The organism is Streptomyces parvus (genome assembly GCF_014648875.1).
In the GTDB taxonomy this organism is placed as follows: domain Bacteria; phylum Actinomycetota; class Actinomycetes; order Streptomycetales; family Streptomycetaceae; genus Streptomyces; species Streptomyces parvus.
Genome location: NZ_BMRY01000001.1, coordinates 674,898 through 697,971, shown reverse-complemented (window position 1 = coordinate 697,971; position 23,074 = coordinate 674,898). Strand labels below are relative to the sequence as shown.

Below are 23,074 nucleotides of genomic sequence, written 5' to 3'. Positions count from 1 at the left end.
CAAACTGATCAAAAGGGGACAAATCTACATAGGCTGTAGAAATGGGTGGTGACGACGAACGGCTGCGGGCCGTGGTTTCGCTGGCGCAGACCATGGCCGCGGCCTACACGCCGCGCGAATCGTGGCGGGCGGCGGCGCTGGGCGCCTGCGAGGCGTTGAGCGGCAGTTTCGCCGCGCTCTCCGTGTGGGAGCGGGACCGGGGCAGGCTGCGGGTGCTGGTGAACGCGGGGCAACGGGCCGAAGGGGAGGAGGAGTTCCCCGAGGAGGAGGCCTATCCGGTCCACGAGTTCCCGGAGATCACCGAGTTCCTGCACGAGCGCTGGGCCGGTGGCGGCGAACCCGACGCCTGGGTGGAGACCGCCGACGGGCTGGCCGGAGCGGGCGGCCCGGCGCGCGGCGCCCGCCCGTACTGCCATCAGCGGGTCGCCGCGCTGCGACGGCGCGGCCGGGGCTGCTGCGTGGTCGCGCCGATCGTGCTGCACGGCCGGGCGTGGGGCGAGCTGTATGTGGCGCGGCCGGCCGGGCAGCCCGTCTTCGGCCGCGCCGACGCCGACTTCGCGACCGTGCTCGCCGCCGTCGTGGCCTCCGGGATCGCCCAGACCGAACGCCTGGAGGAGGTCCGCAAGCTGGCCTTCACCGACCCGCTGACCGGCCTCGCCAACCGCCGCGCGGTCGACATCCAGCTCGACGAGGCCGTCGAGCGGCACCGGGTCGACGACACGGTCGTCAGCCTCGTCGTCTGCGACCTGAACGGCCTCAAGGCGGTGAACGACACCCACGGCCACGCCGTCGGGGACCGTCTGCTGGAACGTTTCGGCTCGGTGCTGTCGCTGTGCGGGGCGATGCTGCCCGAGGCGCTCGCGGCCCGGCTCGGCGGTGATGAGTTCTGCCTGCTCGCGGCAGGGCCGCCGGCCGACGCGGTGGTCGGCGTCGCCACCGAGCTCTGCGACCGGGCGGCGGTGATCGAGCTGGGCGACGGGGTCGCCTGCGGGGTCGCGTCGACCGGTGATCCGATCGGCCCCGTGCACTCGGCCCGGCGGCTGTTCCGGCTCGCGGACGCCGCCCAGTACCGGGCCAAGGCCGCCCGCTCCAAGGGGCCGGTGGTGGCCGGGCGGGACGGCGAGGTCATCCGGCTCGCGGACTCCCCGCCGAAGTCCGCGCACGACCGGCGCAGGCTGCGCGGCAACCGGCCGTGAGCCCGGCCGCTGCCGTAAGGGGCCCTGTACGGCAGCACTAGTGACATGAAGGGTTTCAGTCCGTACGCTGCTGAATATGGATATGCACACTGTCGTGGTGGGGACGTCCGGAACCACCGCCGAGGACGTCGTCGCCGTGGCCCGCCACGGCGCCCGGGTCGAGCTCTCCGCCGCCGCCGTGGACGCGCTCGCCGCCGCCCGTCTCATCGTGGACGCGCTCGCCGCCAAGCCCGAACCGGTCTACGGCGTCTCCACCGGCTTCGGCGCCCTCGCCAGCCGCCACATCAGCCACGAGCTGCGGGCCCAGCTCCAGCGCAACATCGTCCGCTCGCACGCGGCCGGCATGGGCCCGCGCGTCGAGCGCGAGGTCGTCCGCGCGCTGATGTTCCTCCGGCTGAAGACGGTCGCCTCCGGTCACACCGGCGTACGCCCCGAGGTCGCTCAGACCATGGCGGACCTGCTGAACGCGGGCATCACGCCCGTCGTCCACGAATACGGCTCCCTCGGCTGCTCCGGCGACCTCGCGCCCCTCTCGCACTGCGCGCTCACCCTGATGGGCGAGGGCGACGCGGAGGGCCCCGACGGCACGGTCCGCCCGGCCGGCGAACTGCTCGCCGCCCACGGCATCGCGCCGGTGGAGCTGGCCGAGAAGGAGGGCCTCGCCCTCCTCAACGGCACTGACGGCATGCTCGGCATGCTGGTCATGGCCCTCGCAGACCTGAAGAACCTCTACACCTCCGCCGACATCACCGCCGCCCTCTCCCTGGAGGCGCTGCTCGGCACGGACAAGGTGCTCGCCCCCGAACTGCACGCCATCCGCCCGCACCCCGGACAGGGCGTCAGCGCGGACAACATGCTGCGGGTGCTGGCCGGTTCGGGCTTGACGGGCCATCACCAGGATGATGCACCCCGGGTCCAGGACGCCTACTCGGTGCGCTGCGCACCCCAGGTCAACGGCGCGGGCCGCGACACCCTCGACTACGCCGCCGTCGTCGCGGGCCGCGAACTGGCCTCCTCCGTCGACAACCCGGTGGTCCTCCCCGACGGCCGGGTCGAGTCCAACGGCAACTTCCACGGCGCGCCCGTCGCGTACGTCCTGGACTTCCTCGCGATCGTCGCCGCCGACCTCGGCTCCATCTGCGAACGCCGCACCGACCGGCTGCTCGACAAGAACCGCTCGCACGGCCTGCCGCCGTTCCTCGCGGACGACGCCGGGGTCGACTCGGGTCTGATGATCGCCCAGTACACCCAGGCCGCCCTGGTCAGCGAGATGAAGCGGCTCGCGGTCCCCGCCTCCGCCGACTCGATCCCCTCCTCCGCGATGCAGGAGGACCACGTCTCCATGGGCTGGTCCGCCGCGCGCAAGCTCCGTACCGCCGTGGACAACCTGGCCCGGATCGTCGCCGTCGAGCTGTACGCGGCGACCCGCGCCGTCGAACTCCGCGCCGCCGAGGGCCTCGTCCCCGCCCCCGCCTCGCAGGCCGCCGTGGCCGCGCTGCGGGCCGCGGGAGCCGAGGGCCCGGGTCCGGACCGCTTCCTCGCGCCGGACCTGGCCGCCGCCGACACGTTCGTACGGGAAGGGCGGCTGGTCGCCGCCGTGGAGCCGGTGACCGGGCCGCTGGCCTGAGGAAGCCGGACCCGTACGGGTACGGAGGAGGGTCCCGGCGCCGGGGGGCGCGGGGACCCTCTTCGTATGCGTACGCGTACCGGATCAGCAGGCCGAGTGCGTCCCGGACCGGCGTACCGAGTACGTGACGAAGCCTGCGCCGATGCCCAACAGGGCGGTGCCGCCGATGAGATACGGGGTGGTGTCCAGGCCGGGACCGGTGTCGGCGAGGCGCGCCCCGGAGGCGTCGTCGGCCTGGCCGGCGGTCCGGTCGGACGTGGCGGCCGGGCCGCCCTGCTGCCGGGCGTTCTCACCGGTCGCGTTGGCCGACGGGACGAACCAGAGAGCGGCCAGCAGCGTGCCTGCAGCGGTGGCGGTCAGCAGCGTGCGACGAGCGACGGACACAGATTCGATCCCCTTGCGACAAGCATGAGTTAGCCCCGTGGGCCGATGCTAAGCAAAGCAGCGGGTCGGTGGAAAGTCGCGGCCTCGCCGGGCCGTACGCTCCGGCCATGAGCACAGATGAGACATCCAGGTTTGTTCGACTTCGCGTCGAGATGGTGCTGGAGGTCACCGACCTCGACGCCCTGACCGGCACCGCCCTCGAATCGATCGCCGCCGAGTACGGGGAGCCCGTCGCGGGCGTCGGCGGCGGCGAGAGCGCCGAGGAGCGGATGCATGCCGAGGCCACGGTCCGGGCAGACGGTGCAGAGGCCCTCGCCTCGCTGGTCGACCCCTTCGACCTGGTCAGCGAGGTGCCCGGGGTCGAGCTCGCCCAGGCCTCCTGGAGCAGCGAGTCCATCGAGTACGACCCCGACGCGGAGGGCTGGGACGACGCGGACGACGGCGAGGAGGGTCTCTTCCTGCCGCGGGACGGGGACGACGAGGAGGGGTACGGCGACACGGTCGCGCACAATGGGAAGAACGACGGCTAGGACGGTGACCCCGCGCAGCGGGTGTGACGTGTGAGAACACCGGCCCCGGCCCTGCTCACCAGCGGACCGGGGCCGCGCCGTGCGGCGACGGAAACCGGGGCCCGGCAACGGGAACCATGACCGCCGGGGCGGCGTCGATGAGTGGTGTTCCCCACATCTGTCGAGGATGCGGAACGGACCGCCCTTTCCGGGTGTTCTTGGAACATTGACGGGGAATGGCCGCCTGGCGGTCCCGTCCGGGGATTTTGGGGAAATCGGCAACGATGGAGAAGCGTGTGATGACGGACAGCAAGCGGCGCAAGGGCCTCGTGGCCGTGTCCGCACTGCTCGGCGGCGTGCTGGTGCTTTCGGCCTGTACCGACGACGGCGACAAGGGCGGAAAGACGAGCGCCGGGAGTTCGGAGTCGTCGCAGCAGGAAGTGGACAAGGCGGCAGCCGCAGACGCCTCCGAGGCGCAGATAGCGATCAAGCCGAAGAACGGCGCGACCAACGCCAGCATCAACAACGCGGCGCAGGTCACCGTCACCAAGGGCAAGCTGACCAAGGTCGTCATGACGACCGCGGACGGCACCCCGGTCGAGGGCACGCTGGCGGCCGACGGCTCCAGCTGGAAGCCCACGGACCAGCTGGAGCGCTCCACCACGTACAAGATCGACGCCACGGCGGCCGACTCGAAGGGCCGCGAGGCCCACGAGAACAGCTCCTTCACCACCGTCTCGCCCGACAACAGCTTCATCGGGAACTTCACCCCCGAGGACGGCTCCACGGTCGGCGTCGGGATGCCCGTCTCGATCAACTTCAACAAGGAGATCACGGACAAGAAGGCCGTCCAGGACGGCATCACCGTGAGCTCCAGCAGCGGCCAGGAGGTCGTGGGCCACTGGTTCAACGGCCAGCGCCTGGACTTCCGCCCGGAGGACTACTGGAAGGGCGGCTCCACCGTCACCCTGAAGCTGGCCCTCGACGGGGTCGAGGGCGCGGACGGCGTCTTCGGCGTCCAGCAGAAGACCGTCACCTTCAAGATCGGCCGTAACCAGGTCTCCACCGTCGACGCGAAGACCAAGCAGATGACGGTCACCCGCGACGGCAAGACGATCAAGACGATCCCGATCTCCGCGGGCTCCCCCGAGAACCCCACGTACAACGGTCAGATGGTGATCTCCGAGAAGCACAAGGAGACCCGGATGAACGGCGCCACCGTCGGCTTCACCGATGACGACGGCAAGGGCGAGTACGACATCAAGGACGTGCCGCACGCCATGCGCCTGTCCACGTCGGGCACCTTCATCCACGGCAACTACTGGGGCAAGGGCATCTTCGGCAACGCCAACACCAGCCACGGCTGCGTGGGCCTCGCCGACGTGAAGGGCGCGAACGACCCCAACGCCCCCGGCGCCTGGTTCTACGACAACTCGCTCATCGGCGACGTGGTCATCGTCAAGAACTCCCCGGACAAGACGATCACCCCGGACAACGGCCTCAACGGCTGGAACATGAGCTGGGCGGAGTGGACGGCCGGTTCCCAGGCCTGATCCACCCACCGGCTTCCCCTCCGGGGTGCCGGTTCCCCTTCTCCGCGCCACCCCGTCCCCGCCCGAAGGCGGCGGCCCCGGACCCCCGGGACCGCCGCCTTCGGCGTGTCCGGGCCCGGTCGGCCCGCCCCGCACGACCTCCGCATGACCTCCGGGGTAATCGACGGCCGCCGCCTCGCCAGGCAGCATCGTGGGTGTCGAAACAGAGCACCGACCCGATCGCACGGAGGACCGGACCATGACCGCGTACGCCATCGCCCACCTGCGCCCCGCCGACGGCCCCGTCCAGGACGAGGTGCTGAACTACATCGAGCGGATCCAGGCCACCTTCCAGCCCTACGGAGGCCGCTTCCTGGTGCACGGAGGCGAGGTGGAGGTGGTGGAGGGGACCTGGCCGGGCGCGCTGGTCATGGTGGGCTTTCCCGGAGTGGCGGAGGCCCGTGCCTGGTACGCGTCCCCGGCCTACCAGGAGATCCTGCCGCTGCGCACCCGGCATCTGGACGGTGACGTGGTGATCGTTCCCGGCGTCGGCCCGGAGTACGACGCGCCGGCCACGGCGGCGGCGATGCGGGCGGCGCGGGACCGTACGGCGCAGGAGGTCTAGGGCCTCTCGTCCGGACCAGGCCGGATCAGGGACCGGGCTCGGCCCGTGCGCTCGCTCCTGGGCTGCCCACCCAGGTCGCGAGGGGGACAATGGAGCAGCCGGGAGATGGATGTCGGCACAGGGACCGCACCGGCGGACGACAGCCGGAGCCGGGGGCCGGGAGGAGTCTGGGTCATGGGTGCCACCGAACGTTTCCAGGGCGACCCCGGCTCCTCGGCTGTGGCGCCGTCGGGACCCGGTGGCCTCCTGGATGTGCTGAACGTGGCCGCTGTCCTCCTGAACGCCGATGGCAGGATCGATCTCTGGAGCCCCCAGGCCGAGATCCTCTTCGGCTACAGCGCCGAGGAGGCCCTGGGCGAGTACGCGGGCCATCTGCTGATCGACGAGGAACACCTCGACAAGGTGCTGGGGCTGTTCGCCCAGGTCATGGACGACGGCGAGAGCTGGGCAGGAGTCTTTCCCGTCCGGCGCAAGGACGGCAGCACGCGGATGGTGGAGTTCCGCAACATGCGGCTCCAGGACGACCAGCGCGAGTACTGGGCCCTGGGACTGGCCACCGACCAGACGACGCTGCGGCGGGTCGAGCGGAACCTGGCCCTGTCCGCCCAGCTGGTGTCCCAGGCGCCGATCGGGCTGGCCATGCTGGACACCGACCTCCGGTACATCTCCGTCAACCCCGCGGAGGAGCGGATGAACGGTGTGCCTGCAGCCGAGCATGTCGGCCGGCACGTCAGCGAGGTGCTGCCCCTGATCGACGCGGCCTTCGAAGGCGCCATGCGCGAGGTCCTGGCCTCCGGGACACCGATCGTGGACCAGTACACCGTGGGCCGCACGCCGGCCGACCCGGACCATGACCACGCCTGGTCGATCTCGTTCTACCGGCTCGAATCCTCCGACGGGAGGGTCCTGGGAGTGGCCACCTCCAGCGTCGATGTCACCGATCGGCATCGCGCCGTGGAAGAACAGCGCCGGACCGCCCTCACCCTCCAGCGCAGCCTGCTGCCCCACCCGCCCGCACAGCGGCCGGGGCTGGAGGTCGCCTTCCGCTACCGCCCCGCCCAGGCGACGATCGAGATCGGCGGGGACTGGTTCGACGTCATTCCCCTGGCCGGCGACAAGACCGCCCTCGTCGTCGGCGACGTCATGGGCAGCGGTGTGACAGCCGCGGCCACCATGGGACAGCTGCGCACCGCCACGAGAACCCTGGCCGATCTCGATCTGCCCCCCGCCCGGGTCCTGCACCACCTCGACCACATCACGGACGGCCTCGACACCATCGCCACCTGCGTCTACGCCGTCTTCGATCCCCGCACCGAGCGATGCGACCTGTCCGTCGCCGGGCACCTGCCGCCCGTCCTCCTGCGTCCGGACGGCACACGCGAGCTGCTCGACCTGCCCACCGGCGCGCCCTTGGGAGGCTGCGGCATCTCCTTCGAATCGACCTCCATCGACTTCGAGCGGGGAGACCAGCTCGTCCTCTACACCGACGGCCTCGTCGAGACCCGCGACCAGCCGATCGACGCACGCCTGAAGGCTCTCCTCGACGTTCTCGACGACCCCCGCCGTTCGCTGGACGCCACCTGCGACCTGCTTCTGCACACCCTGCGGCACAGCGGAGAGCGCGACGACGTGGCCCTGCTCATCGCCCGGGCCGGTGCCGGCCCGCGGGGGAGGCCATGACGGACTGTTGTCTCCGAGCTCAGTCCGTACGCTCCCGCACCGCCGCCCGGTAGGACCGCAGGTCGCTGCGGCGCACCTGGCGTACCCCCGCGAGGTCCTCGTGCGGCTCGGCGGGGCGGCCGGCGGGGTGCTCGGGGCCGCGGGCCGTCGCCGGGCCGCGGAGCCTGCGCCAGGGCTGGAGCGGCAGCCAGAGGAGCCCGTACAGCCAGCGCAGCACCAGCCTGCGGAAGCCCGGCCGGCCCGCGTCGGGCAGCCGGATCACCCGGACGCCCATGATCAGCTTTCCGGCGCTCGCCCGGACGGCCATCGTCAGCAGCACCTGATTGGCGAACGACAGCACGGTCAGCTGGACGACCAGCAGGGCGATCGCGCGCCCCGTCCCGCCGGAGTCCAGGCAGGAGCGCACCAGCAGCCCGACGGACAGCAGGCACAGATAGGCGTCGAGCCCGACCGCCAGATACCGCCGCATGTCACCCGTGCCCTTGGGGACGCGCGGCTGCCTGGGGGGCCCCGGGGCGGGGTAGGCCGAGAGGCGGGCGTACGCCGGATACTCCGCCCGCGCGGGCGCCCGTACGGGCGGCGGCGGGGTCGGGGCCGGGCGGGACCGGGCGGGGCCGTTCGCGGCCCGGTGCGCCCCGCGCGACGCCCGTAACGCGTCAGGAGGCAGCCCTCTCCGACGCCCCCGTGGCTTGGTCATGGGGGCATCATGACTGATCGTCAGGCGAGGTGTCCCCGTTCCTGACGGGTAACAACGGAGCCGGGCCCCTGTTTCGCCGGGCCCGCCCGGCCGGCGCGCAGGCACCTCTGTACGGGCACGGGGCCGGAGTGGGGGAAAACGCCCGATCATGGTCAGTATGTGGATGGTCCTCGAAGATCATCGGCCCGCACGGGAGAATCGGACCGGTGGCGTCCTCCGGGACGGGGGCGCCGACGCGCACGAGCCGACCACGGAAGGTCAGAATCAGATGCCGGTCATCCCCGACTCGCCCGACTCCGCCCGCACCCAGGACGCCGCGGCCCGTGTCATCGAGCCGCTCTACGCCGAGATCCTGCGCCGCAACCAGGGCGAGCAGGAGTTCCACCAGGCGGTCCGCGAGGTCCTGGAGACACTCGGGCCGGTACTGACCCAGCGCCCGGAGTTCGTCGACGCCCGCATCATCGAGCGCATATGCGAGCCCGAGCGCCAGCTGATCTTCCGGGTGCCGTGGTCGGACGACTCCGGCGACATCCACGTCAACCGCGGCTTCCGGGTGGAGTTCTCCAGCTCGCTCGGCCCCTACAAGGGCGGCCTGCGCTTCCACCCCTCGGTCAACCTCGGCATCGTGAAGTTCCTCGGCTTCGAGCAGATCTTCAAGAACGCCCTCACCGGCATGCCCATCGGCGGCGGCAAGGGCGGCGCGGACTTCGACCCCAAGGGCCGGTCCGACGCCGAGATCATGCGGTTCTGCCAGTCGTTCATGACCGAACTCCACCGCCACCTGGGCGAGTACACGGACGTGCCCGCCGGGGACATCGGCGTCGGCGGCCGCGAGATCGGCTACCTCTTCGGCCAGTACAAGCGGATCACCAACCGCTACGAGTCCGGCGTCCTCACCGGCAAGGGCCTCGGCTGGGGCGGCGCACAGGCCCGTACGGAGGCCACCGGCTACGGCACGGTCCTGTTCACCGCCGAGATGCTGCGCAGCCGCGGCGAGTCCCTGGAGGGCCAGACCCTCGCGGTCTCCGGGTCCGGCAACGTGGCCATCTACGCCATCGAGAAGGCCCAGCAGCTCGGCGCGACCGTCATCACCTGCTCGGACTCCGGCGGATACGTCGTCGACGAGAAGGGCATCGACCTCGCTCTCCTGAAGGAGATCAAGGAGGCCGGCCGGGGCCGCGTCTCCGAGTACGCCGAACGACGCGGCTCCCACGCCCGGTTCGTACCCGGTACGGGCGTGTGGTCGGTCCCCGCCGACGTGGCCCTGCCCTGCGCCACGCAGAACGAACTCCACGAGGCCGACGCGTTGAACCTCGTACGCAACGGGGTCAAGGCGGTCGCGGAGGGCGCCAACATGCCCACCACGCCGGAGGCCGTACGGGTCCTCCAGGAGGCGGGCGTCGCCTTCGCCCCGGGCAAGGCGGCCAACGCGGGCGGGGTCGCGACGAGCGCGCTGGAGATGCAGCAGAACGCGTCCCGGGACTCGTGGACCTTCGCCCACACCGAGGAGCGCCTCGCCGAGATCATGCGGCACATCCACGACTCCTGCTACACGACGGCCGAGCGCTACGGCAGCCCCGGCAACTACGTGGTCGGCGCGAACATCGCGGGCTTCGAACTGGTCGCGGACGCGATGCTGGCGCAGGGGCTGATCTGACGGAGGCCGGGGCGATGCGGGTCGGGGAGGGCTACGCCTCCCCGGCGACCGCTGGCCCGCACGGCTGAGACCGGCGCGTACGGCCTCCCCCGCGCGGGGGAGCGGCCCGGCACGCGCGGGGGATCCGCCGTCGGGCCCGCCCCGCGAGGGTGGAGCCATGACACCGAAGCTCTTCCACCGCCCCCCCGCCCGCGGGGGACACCGAGCGGCCCGTTCCGCGCTGGGCGACGCGCCTGGCCCACGCGTTGCCCCTGTTGCTGCTGCCGGCGTGCCTGTGGCGGCTGCCCTTCGCCGTGCACTTCGAGATGGGGCAGGTGCAGACGGGCGGCATGCCCGCCTACTGGCTGAGCGTTCCGTACGTCCTCGGGCTCAGCGTGCTGACGGAAGTGATCGCGATCCTGACCGTCGGGCTGGTCCGGGGCTGGGGCGAGGCGGCGCCCGCCTGGATACCGCTCATCGGCGGCAGGCGCGTCCGGCCTCTGGCCGCCTTCGTCCCGGCGGTCCTCGGCGGCCTGATCCTCACTGTCCTCTTCACCGCTGTCCCTCTCGGCGACGACCGCAGCCTCACCCTGTACGGAGTCGTCGACAACGTCGGATACAGCAGCGACGCCTGGGAGTTGTTGGCGACGGTGTGCGTCGCCCCCATCGCCGCCTGGGGGCCGGTCACCATCGCCCTCGCGATCGCCTACTACCGCCGCCGGACCGCCCGTCCTGCGAACACAGCCGTCTGTCACGGAACTTCGCCGACAGCAGATCCGCCCGGAGCGCAACGCCGACCCCGTGCCGAGGGGGTGCCGCGCTCCTAGTCTGGGACGGTGACCATCCGAACGACGAACCAGGCCGACGTGATCCCCCTGCGCCCGCTCCCGACGGCGGCGGACCCGGCACCCCGGGACCTGTCCCAGGACCTGCCCCGGGAGCCGCTCTGGCGCGACCTCGTCGGGGAGGTGCTGCGCCGCGAACGACGGGCGCAGGGAAGGACGTTGAAGGACGTGTCCGAGGCGTCCCGGATCTCCATGGCGTATCTGTCCGAGGTGGAGCGCGGCCGCAAGGAGGCCTCCTCGGAGGTGCTGGCCGCCGCGGCCCAGGCGCTGGGTCTCAGCCTTGCCGACGTCCTGGCGCTGGCGGGGGAGCGGCTGGTGAGCCTCGCGGCCGCCCGCACCCGGAGCCGGTCCCGGTCGCTGGGGGCGGCGGGCGGTCACCGGTCGGTACGAACGACAGGACCGGTCGGCGCGACCGGCCCTGCGGGTCCGATGGGCGGCGTGCTGCTGGCGGCCTGAGCGTCGGGCGGCGGCGTGCCGCCGGAGGTCCCGCCCCGACGCCGGGCGACGACGCGAGGCCCTGGCTCAGCCCTCGGCCGGGGCCACGCCGATCGGGCAGGAGACGCCCGTGCCGCCGATGCCGCAGTAGCCGCCCGGGTTCTTGTCCAGGTACTGCTGGTGATACGCCTCCGCAGGCCAGAACGGGCGGCCCTCGGCCGGGAGGATCTCCGTGGTGATCTCCTTGTGGCCCGAGGCCGTCAGGACCTTCTGGTACGCCTCACGGGAGGCGTCGGCCGCCGCTGCCTGGGCGGGGGAGTGGGTGTAGATCGCGGAGCGGTACTGAGTGCCCACGTCGTTGCCCTGGCGGAAGCCCTGGGTCGGGTTGTGCGACTCCCAGAACAGCTTCAGCAGCTCCTCGTACGACACGACGGCCGGGTCGAAGACGACGCGTACCGCCTCCGTGTGGCCGGTCAGGCCCGAACAGGCCTCCTCGTACGTCGGGTTCTCCGTGTAGCCGCCCTGGTAGCCGACCAGCGTCGTCCACACGCCCTCCGTCTGCCAGAACTTCCGCTCGGCGCCCCAGAAACAGCCCAGCGCGAAGTCCGCCACCTCCAGGCCCTCCGGGTACGGGCCCACCAGCGGATTGCCGAGGACCGTGTGGCGGGAGGGGACGGTGAACTCGGGGACGGGGCGGCCGCGCAGGGCCTGCTCCGGGGTGGGGAGCACGGGGGTGCGGTGGTTCAGGAACATGCGGGGCTCCTCCGGGGGTCGGTGTTCGGTACGTACAACACGGGAGAGGCCGCCGGGATTCCGGGCACCGGCGCTCACCTCGTGGCCCCGGTGACGTCCGCCAGGGCCCGGGCGAAGCCCCGCGTCCGGGCCGTCTCCTGGTTCCGGTGCCACACCAGCGCGAGGGAGGACTCCGGGAGGCCGGTCACCGGGACGAAGGCCACCGCGTGGCTGCCGTGGTAGTCGGCCGTCGGGTCGCACAGCAGCATCCCGCCCAGGTCCGCCCGCACCAGGGCGAGGCCCTCCTGGAGGCTGCTCACCGCGGGCCCCGCCGGGATCGCGCGGCCACCGGGCGTGACCACCGGGGCCTGGGCGAGGCGCCAGTACTCCGGGGCCGCTCCCGCAACGCCGATGAGCGGGCAGCCCGCCAGGTCCTCGGCGTCGATGCCGGGGCGGCGCGCGTACGGGTGCCGGTCGGAGACGGCCAGGGTCAGCGGCCGGGCGGAGAACACCGGGCCGAGCACCAGCGCGTCGTCCCGGACCGGCATCAGCACCACCGCCGCGTCCACCTCGCCCCGGTGCACCGCGCCGAACGGATCGGCGAGCGGGATCTCCACGATCTCGGCGGCGCAGTCGGGATGCCCGTCCCGGAACGCCGTGACCGCCCGCATGAACGGGTCGTTCGCCGTCCCCTGGAAGCCGACGCGGAACACCCCGCCGACGCCGCGCGCCGCCTCCCGGACCCCGTCGATCGTCTCCACGATCGCGTCGAAGGCGGGCCGCAGCCCCGCGTGCAGCTGCTCGCCGAGCGGGGTGAGCCGGACCCGGCGGCTCGTACGGTCGACCAGCCGTCCGCCGATCCTGCTCTCCAACGCCCGCAGCAGCTGGCTGATCCGGCTCTGCGAGAGGTAGAGGCGCTCCCCGGCCCGGCCGAAGTGCAGCTCGTCGGCCAGGGCGAGGAAGGCCTCCAGCTCCCGGATCTCCGGATTGCTCATGTGCCCCCGCCTCCCTGGTCCGGATCGATGAGTCCAGCTCATAGAAGGATGAGGACTCGGCCGTTGTTCCCGGTCTCCGGCCCCGATTGGCTGGGGGCATGACGCAGGTTCAGGAATCATCGGGCGCCCGGGCCGCCCGCCCGGCACCCTCGCGCAGCGGCTGGCCCGGCGTGGCGGCCCTCGCGCTCGGCACGTTCACCGTGGTCACCTCCGAGATGCTGCCCGTCGGGCTGCTCACCCCGATGGGCCGCTCGCTCGGCGTCCCCGAGGGCGTCGCCGGACTGACGCTGACCATCACCGGCCTCGTCGCGGCGCTCTCCGCCCCCGCCCTCGTCCCGCTGCTCGGCCGCGCGGACCGGCGTACGGCCCTGTGCGTGCTGGTCGCCGTGCTGGTCGTCGGCAACCTCGGTGCGGCCTGGGCGCCCGACTTCGCGACCATGGTCGTCGCCCGCGTCCTGGTCGGCGTCGGCATGGGCGGCGTCTGGGCCGTCGCGGCCGGACTCGCGGTCCGCCTGGTCCCGGCGAAGTCCGCGGGCACGGCCACGTCCCTCGTCTTCAGCGGTATCGCCGTCGCGTCCGTGCTGGGCGTCCCGGCCGGAACGTACCTCGGGGACCTCGCCGGCTGGCGCGCCGCGTTCCTGGCGGCCGCCGGGCTCGGGGCCGTGGTGCTGGTCGCCGCCACGCTCCTGCTGCCCCGGCTCCCGGCGGAGCGCACCGTCCCGTTCGGCGGTGCGCTGCGGCTGACCCGCGACCCCCGGCTGCGTACCGGGCTCCTCGTCGTCGGCTTCCTCGTCACCGGGCACTTCGCCGCGTACACGTACATCAGGCCGGTCCTGGAGGACGTCTCCGGCGTCGGCGCGGGCACGATCGGCGTCCTGCTCCTCGTGTACGGGATCGCCGGCGTGGCCGGGAACTTCCTCGCCGGGGCCGGGGCGGCCCGCTCGCCGCGCACCACGCTGCTGGTGATCGGCACGGTCCTGGCGGCCACCGTCGCCGCGCTGCCGTGGCTGGGCGGTTCCCCCGCCCTCGCGGCCGTCCTGATGGTGCTCTGGGGCCTCGGCTACGGCGGTGTCTCGGTGAGCACGCAGACCTGGGTGCTGCTCGCCGCCCCCGACGCCCGCGAGGCCGCCTCCTCGCTGTTCGTCGGGGTGTTCAACGGGGCCATCGCGCTCGGGGCGCTGGCCGGCGGGCTGGTGGCGGACGGCATCGGGGTCACGGCCGTCACGGTGACCGGCGCGACGCTGGTGGCGGGTGCCGTGGTGACCACGGCGGTCGGCCGGGCCCCTGTGCCGGAGGCACCCGTCGTACCCGGGAAGACCTGACCCCGCCGCGACGGCCCCCGCCCCCGCCAGGCCATGAAGCCGTACGGAGCCGGAGCCGGAGCCGACCCGGCCCCCGCCCCGCCAGACCATGAAGCCGTACGGAGATCAGTGCGGCAGCGTCGCCGGGCTGCCGCCGTTCGCCTCGTACCCCGCCACCGCCAGCGCCCGGTAGACCGTGTACTGCGCGGCCGGGTCCGCCTCCGCCGTCCAGGGCAGCGCGCCCACATGGCCGTCGATGCGGACCAGCTGGTGCATCGCCTCCGACCAGCGCTCCATGTGCACCAGGAACAGCACCAGCAGGTGGCGGACGTGGGCGAGCATCGGGTCGTCCTGGCGTGCCGCGTGCACCGCGAACATCGCCCCCTCGACCGCCTTCGTCACCACCTGGCTGCGGTAGAAGCCCTGCACCAGATTGACCTCCGGCAGGTGCTCGTACACCGCGAACAGCGGCAGCGCCGCCAGCAGCGAACCCTGCGGGGCGCGGGCCGCGGCGGCCGTGGCGAAGGCCTCGGCGTCCTTGCGCGAACCGTGCCACCGCTCGGAGTGGAAGTGCAGCGCCGCGATGTGCGCGCCCATGTGCGCCGGGGCCCGGTCGATGATCTTCGCCCACAGCTGGTCGAACTGCTCGGGGGTGTAGCCCAGGCCCCGGGCCACCGCCAGCTCCACGATGTAAGGCACGGGGTCGCCCGGGGCGAGCAGGGCCGCCTCGCCGCAGACCGTACGGGCCTCCTCCAGGATGATCCGGAAGTCGTCGCTGCCCGCGGCCGAGGACCGCCACGCCTGCTGCACCAGGAACTCCGCGTGCACCGCAGCGCCGCCCGCGTCCTTCGGGGACTCCGCGCGCCAGGCCCGCAGCCACGACCCGCCCTTCCCCGGCTGCTGCGCCAGCTCCAGCGAGGCCGCCCCCGCGAAGGCCTGGATCCGCTGCCAGCGCACCTCGCCCTCCTTCGGCGTCCCGGCCAGCAGCTGGGAGGCCGCCTGCCACCGCTGAGTGCCCTGGACCACGTCGAGCACGTCCAGGAGGTCCTGGTCCGGGCCCGGCATCCGGACGTCCAGCTCCTCCTGACGCGCGAAGCCGTACGTGTCCGGGTCGGCGGCGTCCGGCGAACCGGGGGCGACCTGGCGGATACCTCCCCGGCGGCGCATCACCCAGGGGCCGATGACCGCCGCGAGCATGCACATCGCGAGCAGGAACAACAGAATCTCCATGGACCCATTGTCCCCGGAGCGGCAAGTGGCCGGTAAGGGCCTCCGCCAGGAACTACGCTCGGCCCCATGAGCGACCAGCACAGCTTCGAAACCCTCGCCATCCACGCGGGGAACACCGCCGACCCCCTCACCGGCGCCGTGGTTCCGCCGATCTACCAGGTCTCCACGTACAAGCAGGACGGCGTGGGCGGACTGCGCGGCGGATACGAGTACAGCCGCAGCGCCAACCCGACCCGCACCGCGCTGGAGGAGAACCTCGCGGCCCTCGAAGGCGGCCGCCGCGGTCTCGCCTTCGCCTCCGGCCTCGCCGCCGAGGACTGCCTCCTGCGTACGCTGCTGACCCCCGGCGACCACGTGGTCATCCCGAACGACGCCTACGGCGGCACGTTCCGGCTGTTCGCGAAGGTCGTCTCGCGGTGGGGCGTGGAGTTCTCCGTGGCCGACACCTCGGACGTGGCCGCCGTACGGGCCGCGATCACCCCGCGCACCAAGGCGGTCTGGGTGGAGACCCCGTCCAACCCGCTGCTCGGCATCACCGACATCGCCGCAGTCGCCCAGGTCGCGCACCAGGCCGGGGCCCGCCTCGTCGTCGACAACACCTTCGCCTCGCCCTACCTCCAGCAGCCGCTGGCACTCGGCGCGGACGTCGTCGTCCACTCCACCACTAAGTACATGGGCGGCCACTCCGACGTCGTCGGCGGCGCGCTCGTCGTCAGCGACCCGGAGCTCGCCGAGGAACTTGCGTACCACCAGAACGCCATGGGCGCGGTCGCCGGTCCCTTCGACGCCTGGCTCGTGCTGCGCGGCATCAAGACCCTCGCCGTCCGCATGGACCGGCACACCGAGAACGCCACCAAGGTCGCCGACCTGCTGACCCGGCACCCCAAGGTCTCCCAGGTCCTCTACCCGGGCCTGCCCGAGCACCCCGGCCACGAGGTCGCCGCCAAGCAGATGAGGGCCTTCGGCGGCATGGTGTCCTTCCGTGTCGCGGCCGGCGAGGAGGCGGCGGTCGAGGTCTGCAACCGGGCGAAGCTGTTCACGCTCGGCGAGTCCCTCGGCGGTGTCGAATCGCTGATCGAGCACCCGGGGCGGATGACGCACGCCTCCGCCGCCGGCTCCCCGCTGGAGGTCCCCGCCGACCTGGTCCGTATCTCCGTCGGCATCGAGAACGGCGACGACCTGATCGCCGACCTCACGCAGGCGCTGGGCTGACCCGGCACCCGTCATCACAGGGGCGCCCGCCGGTCACCGGCGGGCGCCCCTCGCGTTCATGCCGTTCAGGCGCTCACCTTCTCGTTCGCGTCCTCCAGCATGCCCCTGATCTGCTCGCGCAGTTCGGGGGTGTTCTCGTGTCCGTGGACCGACGCCGCGTGCTCGCTCGCGGCCCGGACGACCTCGTCCTCCTCACCGGTGAGCGTGAGGGTGCAGTTCATCTCGCTCGGATACTTGCGGCAGTCCGCGGTCTTCCTCGTCATCACGGCCTCCTCGGCTCGTACGACAGCCGCTCTCTCCAGCGTAGGCCTCTCCCGCCGGGGGCCCAACGGCTCACCAGCCCTCCAGCGGCGGAGTGACCTGTGCGGGCTCGGTCGCCCACGGCTGCTCGACGCCGGCCCAGACCAGGAACGCGACGAGCACCACCGCCAGCAGCCAGCCCGCCGTCCGGTTCGCGGCCCGGCGCAGCCGCAGGCGCCGTCCGCCGTGCCGGACCGCCCGCGCGGCCAGATCGGGCGGCACAACCGGATGCGGGCCGTCCAGCATCCGCCGGACCTGCTCCTCGCGCGGGTCCGGGTCCCGCCGCCCGGCGCTCACGGCGTCCCCCGGCCACCGGGCGCGGAGGCCGGTCCGGCAGCGGAGGCCCGCCCGGACCCGCCGGGGCCGTGCCCGGCTCCTGCCGCCCCACGCCCCACTCCGGCCGCCCCGCGCCGGGGCCCGGCCGTCCGCAGCGTCGCCACCGCCCGCGCGCACACCGCGCGGATCCGGTCGGCCGGCAGCCCGAGCAACGCCGCCGTCTGCTCCTCGCCGACCTCCTCGTACATCCGCAGGACCAGCACCAGCCGCTCCATCGGGGTCAGCCGGTCCAGCAGACCGCCGCGCGGCCGCTGATGGCGCCGGGCCTCCCGGGCGAAGCGGAGCGCCAGCTCCCGGCGGGCCCGGTCGTAGGGGTCGCCGCCGTGGAGCCTGTCCCAGTCGGCGTACGTACGGGCGAGCGCCACGCGCAGCAGCGCCTCGGCCCGCACATACGCACCCGGCGGCTGCGACGGTTCACCGGTGAGCAGCGTCGCCGTGTGCAGCAGGCGTCCGCCCGCGCCCGCCACGAAGGCCTCGAACTCCAGGGCGCGGAGCCGGTCCCGGTGGGTCGCCCGCTCTGCCATGCACCACATACGAGCCCCGGTGCACCGCCCCGGTCAAGACTCCGGACACGACAGGACCTAGGGGCCGCCGTCAGTCGGGCTGCGGCGGCTGGTACGCGGCCTGCCGGGCCGCCAACGACCCGTTGAAGCGAGTGAGCAGGGCGCAGAACGTGTCCCGCTCCTCCTCCGTCCACCCGTCCGTCACCTGCGACATCAGCTCGCGCCGCGAGGCGCGCACCTCCTCCAGGCGGGCCTGGCCGCGCGGGGAGAGCTGAAGCACGACCGCCCGGCCGTCCTCCGGGTGCGAGGTGCGCTTGACCAGACCGGTGTCGACGAGCGGCGCGACCTGCCGCGTCACCGTCGACGAGTCGATCCCCATCCCGGCCGCCAGCGCCTTGACGCCCATCGGCCCTTCCTTGTCCAGCCGGTTCAGCAGCAGGTACGCCGCCCGGTCCATCGAGTTGCGGACCTGGCCGACACCGCCGAGGCGGGTCTGCTCGGCACGGCGGGCGAAGACCGCCACCTGGTGCTGGAGCGCGTCCAGCAGGCGGTCGGGGCCCGGGTGTTCGGGGGCGGCGCCCCCGGAAGGAGACGCAGCAGTCGTCATGTCCTGAGGGGGCATGGCCGGTGACTCTCTTCGTGCGGTGTCGGATGAGTGGGGGACAGAGTACGCGGCCCCGGGGCAACGTGTACCAGTGCCGCACAAACCTGCGGACACCACCGCAGGCCGCCATGGGCAAGTCTGCCGCGCCCCGTCCGAGCTGCAAGACTTGCGGGCATGAACTTCCGCGCGACCCCCCACCACCCGGCCCTGATCCTCGACGACGTCCGGGGCGCGCAGAAAATGCTGGACGGCGTGGCCCGGGTGACCGCACTGGAGGGAAGCCGCCATCTCACCGAGCTGGTCGGCGCCCCGGTCCACCTCAAGTGCGAGAACCTCCAGCGCACCGGCTCCTTCAAACTGCGCGGCGCCTACGTCCGGATCTCCGGCCTCACCCCCGTGGAGCGGGCGGCCGGGGTGGTCGCCGCCAGCGCCGGGAACCACGCCCAGGGCGTCGCGCTCGCCTCGTCCCTCCTCGGCGTACGCTCCACGGTCTTCATGCCCGTCGGCGCACCCCTGCCCAAGGTCGCCGCGACCCGGGAGTACGGGGCCGAGGTGCGGCTGCACGGCCAGGTCGTCGACGAGACCCTCGCCGCCGCCCAGCGGTACGCGGAGGAGACCGGCGCGGTCTTCATCCACCCCTTCGACCACCCCGACATCATCGCGGGCCAGGGCACCGTCGGCCTGGAGATCCTGGAACAGTGCCCGGAGGTCCGCACGATCGTCCTCGGTATCGGTGGCGGCGGGTTCGCCGCGGGCGTCGCCGTCGCGGTGAAGGCCCTGCGCCCCGACATCCGGATCGTCGGCGTCCAGGCCGAGGGCGCCGCCTGCTACCCGCCCTCCCTCGCCGCCGGCTACCCCGTCTCGCTGGACGCCCCGGCCACGATGGCCGACGGCATCAAGGTGGGCCGCCCCGGCGACGTACCGTTCGCCCTGGTCGAGGAGCTGGTCGACGAGGTCCGCACGGTCACCGAGGACGAACTGTCCAGCGCGCTGCTGCTCTGCCTGGAACGGGCCAAGCTGGTCGTCGAGCCCGCCGGGGCCAGTCCGGTGGCCGCGCTGCTCAGCGACCCGAAGGCGTTCCGCGGGCCGGTGGTCGCCGTGCTGTCCGGCGGCAACGTCGACCCGCTCCTGATGCAGCGCATCCTGCGGCACGGGATGTCCGCGGCGGGCCGCTACCTCAGCCTGCGGCTGCGGCTCACCGACCGCCCGGGGGCGCTCGCGGCCCTGCTGGCCACGCTGACCGTGGCCGACGCCAACGTCCTCGACATCAGCCATGTGCGCACCGACCCGCGCCTCGGACTGACCGAGGCGGAGGTCGACCTGTATCTGGAGACGAAGGGCCCGAGGCACTGCGCGGACGTCGAGGAGGCGCTGCGGGCGGAGGGCTACCGGGTCATAGGCTGACCGTGCGATTCGCGCCGACTGGCCGGATCCCGCTATTCACCGCGCGATGCGGCCCTCCGAATCCTAGGATCGCCGAGTAGGCCCGCACGGCCACCGGCTCCCCACCGGCACCGGTTCCGTACGGGCACAGTCGTCCACAAGTGACGGGGGAGTCCCTCCATGCCAGGTGCGATCCACGCCGAGGGTCTGGTGAAGACCTTCGGTGACGTCCGGGCCCTGGGCGGTGTCGATCTCGACGTCCCCGAGGGCACCGTCCTCGGACTGCTCGGGCCCAACGGCGCGGGCAAGACCACCGCCGTGCGGGTGCTGACCACACTGCTGCGCCCGGACAGCGGCACGGCGACCGTGGCCGGGATCGACGTACTGAAGAAGCCCAACGAGGTTCGCCGCTCGATCGGGCTCTCCGGGCAGTTCGCCGCCGTCGACGAGTATCTGACCGGCCGGGAGAACCTCCAGATGGTCGGGCAGCTCTACCAGCTGAGCGCCCGGGACGCGAAGGCCCGCGCGACCGTCCTGCTCGACCGGTTCAACCTCGGCGACGCCGCCGACCGCACCGCCAAGACGTACTCCGGCGGTATGCGCCGCCGCCTCGACCTCGCGGCGGCGCTCGTCGTGTCGCCGCCCGTGATGTTCATGGACGAGCCGACGACCGGCCTCGACCCGCGCAACCGGCAGCAGCTCTGGGACGTGATCGAGGACCTGGTGGCGGGCGGTACGACCCTGCTGCTGACCACGCAGTACCTGGAGGAGGCCGACCGCCTCGCGAACGACATCTGCGTCATCGACCACGGCAAGGTCATCGCCCGCGGCACCTCCGACGAGCTCAAGGCCCGCACCGGCGGCGAGCGCGTCGAGGTCGTCGTGCACCGCCCCGACGAGATCGAGCGCGCCCGGTCCGTCCTGGCCTCCGTCGGCAAGGGCGAGGTCAGCGTCGTCCAGCTCTCCCGCAAGCTGACCGTCCCCGTGAGCGGCGGGGCCAAGCTGCTCGCCGAGATCATCCGCGAGCTGGACGGCAGCGGCGTGGAGATCGACGACATCGCCCTGCGCAGGCCCACCCTCGACGACGTCTTCCTCTCCCTCACTGGCCACGCGGCAGAGGCGAACCGGAACGAGGAAGAGGACTCCCGGAGCAAGGAGGACACCCGGTGAGTGCGATCGCCAAGGATGCCCCCACGTTGGTGCCCCGCCCCTCCGGAGGCGTCACGCAGTCCGTGAAGGACTCTCTCGTCGTCGCCAAACGGAATTTGATCCGAATGGCCCGGATCCCCGAGATGCTGATCTTCGGGCTGATCCAGCCGGTCATGTTCGTGGTGCTCTTCACCTATGTCTTCGGCGGCTCCATCAGCATCGGCGGCTCCACCGACCCGCAGCTGTACAAGGAGTTCCTGATGGCGGGCATCTTCGCCCAGACCGTCACCTTCGCCACCGCGGGCGCCGGCGCGGGCATCGCCGACGACATGCACAAGGGGCTCATCGACCGCTTCCGGTCGCTGCCCATGGCCCGGGGCGCGGTCCTCACCGGACGGACGCTCGCCGACCTCGTCCAGACCACCCTGACCCTCGTCGTCCTCGCGGGGGTCGCCCTGCTGGTGGGCTGGCGCACCCACGAGAACTTCGGCAAGGTCATCTGCGGCTTCCTGCTGCTGCTCCTGCTCGGCTACGCGTTCTCCTGGATCGGCGCGCTGATCGGCCTGTCCGTCCGCACCCCGGAGGCGGCGACCTCCGGCGGGCTGATCTGGCTGTTCCCGCTGACGTTCATCTCGAACGCCTTCGTGCCGGTCACCGGTATGCCGACGTTCCTCCAGCACGTCGCCGAGTGGAATCCGTTCAGCGCCACCGTGGCGGGGGCCCGCGAGCTGTTCGGCAACACGATGCCGGGCGTGCCGAAGTCCGTCACCGGGGCCTGGCCGATGGAGCACCCGATCATCGCCTCGATCATCTGGTCGGTGCTGATCATCGTGGTCTTCCGGACCCTCGCGGTCCGCAAGTACCGCTCGGCCGCCACCTGAGCGACCGGGGACCGGCCCACGACGCGGGAGCCCCGGCCTTCATCGAGAAGGCCGGGGCTCCCGCGTCGTCGTATGCGTCGTGGCGGGCCGGACGTCAGCCCGTGTACGGCTTCGCCGCCAGGATCTTCACCGAGGCGGTCCTGCCGTTCGGCAGCTCGTAGTCCGCGTCGTCGCCCGTCCGCTTGCCGTTCACACCGAGGCCGAGCGGGGACTGCGGGGAGTACGTCTCGATCTCCGTGCTGGCGTATTCACGGGAGGCGAGCAGGAAGGTCAGCGTGTCGTCCTCGTCGCCGTCGAAGGCGATCGTGACGACCATGCCGGGCTCGACCACGCCGTCGTCGGCCGGCGCCTCGCCGACCTTCGCGTGCTCCAGGAGCTGGGTCAGCTGGCGGACCCGCAGCTCCATCTTGCCCTGCTCCTCCTTGGCCGCGTGGTACCCGCCGTTCTCCCGGAGGTCACCCTCCTCACGGGCCGCCGCGATCTTGACGGCGATCTCCGTGCGCGCGGGACCAGACAGGTACTCCAGCTCGGCCTTGAGCTGGTTGTACGCCTCCTGCGTGAGCCAGGTGACGTTTTCGCTGGTCTGAGTCACAGGTGCTCCTCGTCGGTACTGGGAAGTGCTGGGAATACAAAGCATCGCCCTACCCAGAAGCATGTGCCTCTGCGGGTGGGCGAAACCACGAGCCTAACAATTCCCCAGGAAAAGGGGGAGAAGGTAAACCGTCACACGCCCGGACCGGCCGCCGCGCCGGGTATCGCCGCAGGTCAGGGGTGGTCTGTCCGGATCAGCCGCGCGGGCCGTCGTCGGCCGTGCAGCCCATCGGCTCGACCGCGGTCGCCCGGGACCGGGTCACCACGGTGACGAGCTCGTCGATCCGGTCCTCGGCCCGGTCGAACCGGACCTCCTTGCGGCCCACCTCGGAGCCGTCCTCGCTGAGCGCCCGCACCACGCAGTAGCCGTGGCCCTCGCGGTCCTTGCGGACCTCCAGATGGACGTCGGCCCGGGTGTCGGAGACGACCTTGAACTTGATCATCTCGCCGCTGATGCCCTGGTTGCCCACGTAGTCGTAGCCGATCCACCCGATCACACCGAGCAGGGCGACGCCCAGGACCGATCCGACGATCTTCAGCTTGCGGTCCGCACGCTGGTCCTCGGTCCGGCCGTACCGCCCCTCGGGCGCAGCCTCGCGAACCGTCGTCATGATCGTTCCCTCCGGACCGGGCATCGAGGAATTTTCCGGCCCCTCGTTCAGTCACTATAGAAGCCGCCCGCCCGTCACCC

Annotated in this window: 25 protein-coding genes; 14 read left to right on the top strand and 11 right to left on the bottom strand. The window is 72.4% G+C overall.

The window, feature by feature from the left end:
• Positions 1-41 precede the first annotated feature (41 nt).
• Positions 42-1,196, top strand: a complete 1,155-nt coding sequence (locus tag IE140_RS03035) for a GGDEF domain-containing protein (RefSeq protein WP_032783220.1) — start codon at positions 42-44, stop codon at positions 1,194-1,196.
• A gap of 76 nt (positions 1,197-1,272) precedes the next feature.
• A complete protein-coding gene (gene hutH / locus IE140_RS03030) occupies positions 1,273-2,823 on the top strand; it encodes a histidine ammonia-lyase (protein ID WP_030711034.1) in 1,551 nt (516 codons plus the stop codon).
• Between the two features lie 84 nt (positions 2,824-2,907).
• On the opposite strand, the gene IE140_RS03025 is transcribed toward hutH, so the two are convergent.
• Entirely contained in the window at positions 2,908-3,207 is a 300-nt protein-coding gene (locus IE140_RS03025; protein WP_150196262.1) for a hypothetical protein, read from the bottom strand.
• Between the two features lie 107 nt (positions 3,208-3,314).
• On the opposite strand from IE140_RS03025, the gene IE140_RS03020 reads away from it, so the two are divergent.
• From IE140_RS03020 to IE140_RS03005, 4 genes are all read left to right on the top strand, one after another.
• Positions 3,315-3,737: a hypothetical protein gene (locus IE140_RS03020; protein ID WP_225682892.1), complete on the top strand. Its 423-nt coding sequence runs from the start codon at positions 3,315-3,317 to the stop codon at positions 3,735-3,737.
• Positions 3,738-4,000: 263 nt separating this feature from the next.
• Complete coding sequence (locus IE140_RS03015; protein WP_093444368.1) at positions 4,001-5,269, top strand: L,D-transpeptidase; 1,269 nt, start codon at positions 4,001-4,003, stop codon at positions 5,267-5,269.
• A gap of 238 nt (positions 5,270-5,507) precedes the next feature.
• Positions 5,508-5,873: a DUF1330 domain-containing protein gene (locus IE140_RS03010; protein WP_150196261.1), complete on the top strand. Its 366-nt coding sequence runs from the start codon at positions 5,508-5,510 to the stop codon at positions 5,871-5,873.
• A gap of 174 nt (positions 5,874-6,047) precedes the next feature.
• Positions 6,048-7,553: a SpoIIE family protein phosphatase gene (locus tag IE140_RS03005; RefSeq protein ID WP_150196260.1), complete on the top strand. Its 1,506-nt coding sequence runs from the start codon at positions 6,048-6,050 to the stop codon at positions 7,551-7,553.
• 19 nt (positions 7,554-7,572) lie between these two features.
• Here the strand turns inward: IE140_RS03005 and IE140_RS03000 are convergent, their stop codons facing one another.
• On the bottom strand, positions 7,573-8,022 hold the full coding sequence (locus tag IE140_RS03000) for an RDD family protein (protein WP_150196265.1): 450 nt from the start codon (positions 8,020-8,022) through the stop codon (positions 7,573-7,575).
• Between the two features lie 496 nt (positions 8,023-8,518).
• Between IE140_RS03000 and gdhA the strand changes: the two genes are divergently transcribed.
• The 3 genes from gdhA to IE140_RS02985 all read left to right on the top strand — a co-directional run bounded on the left by gdhA (position 8,519) and on the right by IE140_RS02985 (position 11,187).
• Entirely contained in the window at positions 8,519-9,907 is a 1,389-nt protein-coding gene (gdhA, locus tag IE140_RS02995; protein WP_093444372.1) for an NADP-specific glutamate dehydrogenase, read from the top strand.
• A gap of 254 nt (positions 9,908-10,161) precedes the next feature.
• On the top strand, positions 10,162-10,713 hold the full coding sequence (locus IE140_RS02990) for a hypothetical protein (protein ID WP_308438335.1): 552 nt from the start codon (positions 10,162-10,164) through the stop codon (positions 10,711-10,713).
• A 9-nt stretch (positions 10,714-10,722) separates the two neighbouring features.
• Entirely contained in the window at positions 10,723-11,187 is a 465-nt protein-coding gene (locus tag IE140_RS02985) for a helix-turn-helix domain-containing protein (protein WP_093444373.1), read from the top strand.
• 66 nt (positions 11,188-11,253) lie between these two features.
• Here IE140_RS02985 and msrA read toward each other — a convergent pair whose 3' ends face one another.
• Positions 11,254-11,919: a peptide-methionine (S)-S-oxide reductase MsrA gene (msrA, locus tag IE140_RS02980; protein WP_032783236.1), complete on the bottom strand. Its 666-nt coding sequence runs from the start codon at positions 11,917-11,919 to the stop codon at positions 11,254-11,256.
• A 74-nt stretch (positions 11,920-11,993) separates the two neighbouring features.
• Positions 11,994-12,893: a LysR family transcriptional regulator gene (locus IE140_RS02975; RefSeq protein ID WP_150196365.1), complete on the bottom strand. Its 900-nt coding sequence runs from the start codon at positions 12,891-12,893 to the stop codon at positions 11,994-11,996.
• Positions 12,894-12,991: 98 nt separating this feature from the next.
• On the opposite strand from IE140_RS02975, the gene IE140_RS02970 reads away from it, so the two are divergent.
• Positions 12,992-14,215, top strand: a complete 1,224-nt coding sequence (locus IE140_RS02970; protein ID WP_150196364.1) for an MFS transporter — start codon at positions 12,992-12,994, stop codon at positions 14,213-14,215.
• A gap of 105 nt (positions 14,216-14,320) precedes the next feature.
• Here IE140_RS02970 and IE140_RS02965 read toward each other — a convergent pair whose 3' ends face one another.
• Entirely contained in the window at positions 14,321-15,424 is a 1,104-nt protein-coding gene (locus tag IE140_RS02965) for a hypothetical protein (RefSeq protein WP_109179902.1), read from the bottom strand.
• 66 nt (positions 15,425-15,490) lie between these two features.
• Here IE140_RS02965 and IE140_RS02960 point away from each other — a divergent pair, with 66 nt between their 5' ends.
• Complete coding sequence (locus tag IE140_RS02960; protein ID WP_093444377.1) at positions 15,491-16,636, top strand: cystathionine gamma-synthase; 1,146 nt, start codon at positions 15,491-15,493, stop codon at positions 16,634-16,636.
• A 65-nt stretch (positions 16,637-16,701) separates the two neighbouring features.
• On the opposite strand, the gene IE140_RS02955 is transcribed toward IE140_RS02960, so the two are convergent.
• The 4 genes from IE140_RS02955 to IE140_RS02940 all read right to left on the bottom strand — a co-directional run bounded on the left by IE140_RS02955 (position 16,702) and on the right by IE140_RS02940 (position 18,397).
• Entirely contained in the window at positions 16,702-16,899 is a 198-nt protein-coding gene (locus IE140_RS02955; protein WP_093444378.1) for a DUF1059 domain-containing protein, read from the bottom strand.
• 70 nt (positions 16,900-16,969) lie between these two features.
• Complete coding sequence (locus IE140_RS02950) at positions 16,970-17,233, bottom strand: hypothetical protein (RefSeq protein WP_093444379.1); 264 nt, start codon at positions 17,231-17,233, stop codon at positions 16,970-16,972.
• A complete protein-coding gene (locus IE140_RS02945; protein ID WP_109181584.1) occupies positions 17,230-17,796 on the bottom strand; it encodes a sigma factor-like helix-turn-helix DNA-binding protein in 567 nt (188 codons plus the stop codon). Before IE140_RS02945 ends, IE140_RS02950 begins: the two co-directional genes overlap by 4 nt.
• A 70-nt stretch (positions 17,797-17,866) precedes the next feature.
• A complete protein-coding gene (locus IE140_RS02940) occupies positions 17,867-18,397 on the bottom strand; it encodes a MarR family winged helix-turn-helix transcriptional regulator (RefSeq protein ID WP_006127133.1) in 531 nt (176 codons plus the stop codon).
• Positions 18,398-18,553: 156 nt separating this feature from the next.
• Here IE140_RS02940 and ilvA point away from each other — a divergent pair, with 156 nt between their 5' ends.
• The 3 genes from ilvA (at position 18,554) to IE140_RS02925 (ending at position 21,792) form a co-directional block, all read left to right on the top strand.
• Complete coding sequence (ilvA, locus tag IE140_RS02935) at positions 18,554-19,783, top strand: threonine ammonia-lyase (protein ID WP_150196363.1); 1,230 nt, start codon at positions 18,554-18,556, stop codon at positions 19,781-19,783.
• Positions 19,784-19,942: 159 nt separating this feature from the next.
• A complete protein-coding gene (locus IE140_RS02930; protein ID WP_093444987.1) occupies positions 19,943-20,932 on the top strand; it encodes an ATP-binding cassette domain-containing protein in 990 nt (329 codons plus the stop codon).
• Complete coding sequence (locus IE140_RS02925) at positions 20,929-21,792, top strand: ABC transporter permease (RefSeq protein ID WP_093444986.1); 864 nt, start codon at positions 20,929-20,931, stop codon at positions 21,790-21,792. The genes IE140_RS02930 and IE140_RS02925 overlap by 4 nt, the downstream gene beginning before the upstream one ends.
• A gap of 94 nt (positions 21,793-21,886) precedes the next feature.
• Here the strand turns inward: IE140_RS02925 and greA are convergent, their stop codons facing one another.
• Complete coding sequence (gene greA / locus IE140_RS02920; protein ID WP_006127137.1) at positions 21,887-22,384, bottom strand: transcription elongation factor GreA; 498 nt, start codon at positions 22,382-22,384, stop codon at positions 21,887-21,889.
• Between the two features lie 193 nt (positions 22,385-22,577).
• Positions 22,578-22,994 carry a DUF4307 domain-containing protein gene (locus IE140_RS02915; protein ID WP_032763791.1) on the bottom strand — a complete coding sequence of 139 codons (417 nt, stop codon included), beginning with the start codon at positions 22,992-22,994 and terminating at the stop codon, positions 22,578-22,580.
• Positions 22,995-23,074: the final 80 nt, after the last annotated feature.

Coding starts and splice junctions, on each gene's coding strand:
- IE140_RS03035 (WP_032783220.1), top strand. CDS start 42: ATGGGTGGTGACGACGAACGGCTGCGGGCCGTGGTTTCGCTGGCGCAG.
- hutH (WP_030711034.1), top strand. CDS start 1,273: ATGGATATGCACACTGTCGTGGTGGGGACGTCCGGAACCACCGCCGAG.
- IE140_RS03020 (WP_225682892.1), top strand. CDS start 3,315: ATGAGCACAGATGAGACATCCAGGTTTGTTCGACTTCGCGTCGAGATG.
- IE140_RS03015 (WP_093444368.1), top strand. CDS start 4,001: ATGGAGAAGCGTGTGATGACGGACAGCAAGCGGCGCAAGGGCCTCGTG.
- IE140_RS03010 (WP_150196261.1), top strand. CDS start 5,508: ATGACCGCGTACGCCATCGCCCACCTGCGCCCCGCCGACGGCCCCGTC.
- IE140_RS03005 (WP_150196260.1), top strand. CDS start 6,048: ATGGGTGCCACCGAACGTTTCCAGGGCGACCCCGGCTCCTCGGCTGTG.
- IE140_RS03000 (WP_150196265.1), bottom strand. CDS start 8,022: ATGCGGCGGTATCTGGCGGTCGGGCTCGACGCCTATCTGTGCCTGCTG.
- gdhA (WP_093444372.1), top strand. CDS start 8,519: ATGCCGGTCATCCCCGACTCGCCCGACTCCGCCCGCACCCAGGACGCC.
- msrA (WP_032783236.1), bottom strand. CDS start 11,919: ATGTTCCTGAACCACCGCACCCCCGTGCTCCCCACCCCGGAGCAGGCC.
- IE140_RS02975 (WP_150196365.1), bottom strand. CDS start 12,893: ATGAGCAATCCGGAGATCCGGGAGCTGGAGGCCTTCCTCGCCCTGGCC.
- IE140_RS02970 (WP_150196364.1), top strand. CDS start 12,992: ATGACGCAGGTTCAGGAATCATCGGGCGCCCGGGCCGCCCGCCCGGCA.
- IE140_RS02965 (WP_109179902.1), bottom strand. CDS start 15,424: ATGGAGATTCTGTTGTTCCTGCTCGCGATGTGCATGCTCGCGGCGGTC.
- IE140_RS02960 (WP_093444377.1), top strand. CDS start 15,491: ATGAGCGACCAGCACAGCTTCGAAACCCTCGCCATCCACGCGGGGAAC.
- IE140_RS02955 (WP_093444378.1), bottom strand. CDS start 16,899: ATGACGAGGAAGACCGCGGACTGCCGCAAGTATCCGAGCGAGATGAAC.
- IE140_RS02945 (WP_109181584.1), bottom strand. CDS start 17,796: ATGGCAGAGCGGGCGACCCACCGGGACCGGCTCCGCGCCCTGGAGTTC.
- IE140_RS02940 (WP_006127133.1), bottom strand. CDS start 18,397: ATGCCCCCTCAGGACATGACGACTGCTGCGTCTCCTTCCGGGGGCGCC.
- ilvA (WP_150196363.1), top strand. CDS start 18,554: ATGAACTTCCGCGCGACCCCCCACCACCCGGCCCTGATCCTCGACGAC.
- IE140_RS02930 (WP_093444987.1), top strand. CDS start 19,943: ATGCCAGGTGCGATCCACGCCGAGGGTCTGGTGAAGACCTTCGGTGAC.
- IE140_RS02915 (WP_032763791.1), bottom strand. CDS start 22,994: ATGACGACGGTTCGCGAGGCTGCGCCCGAGGGGCGGTACGGCCGGACC.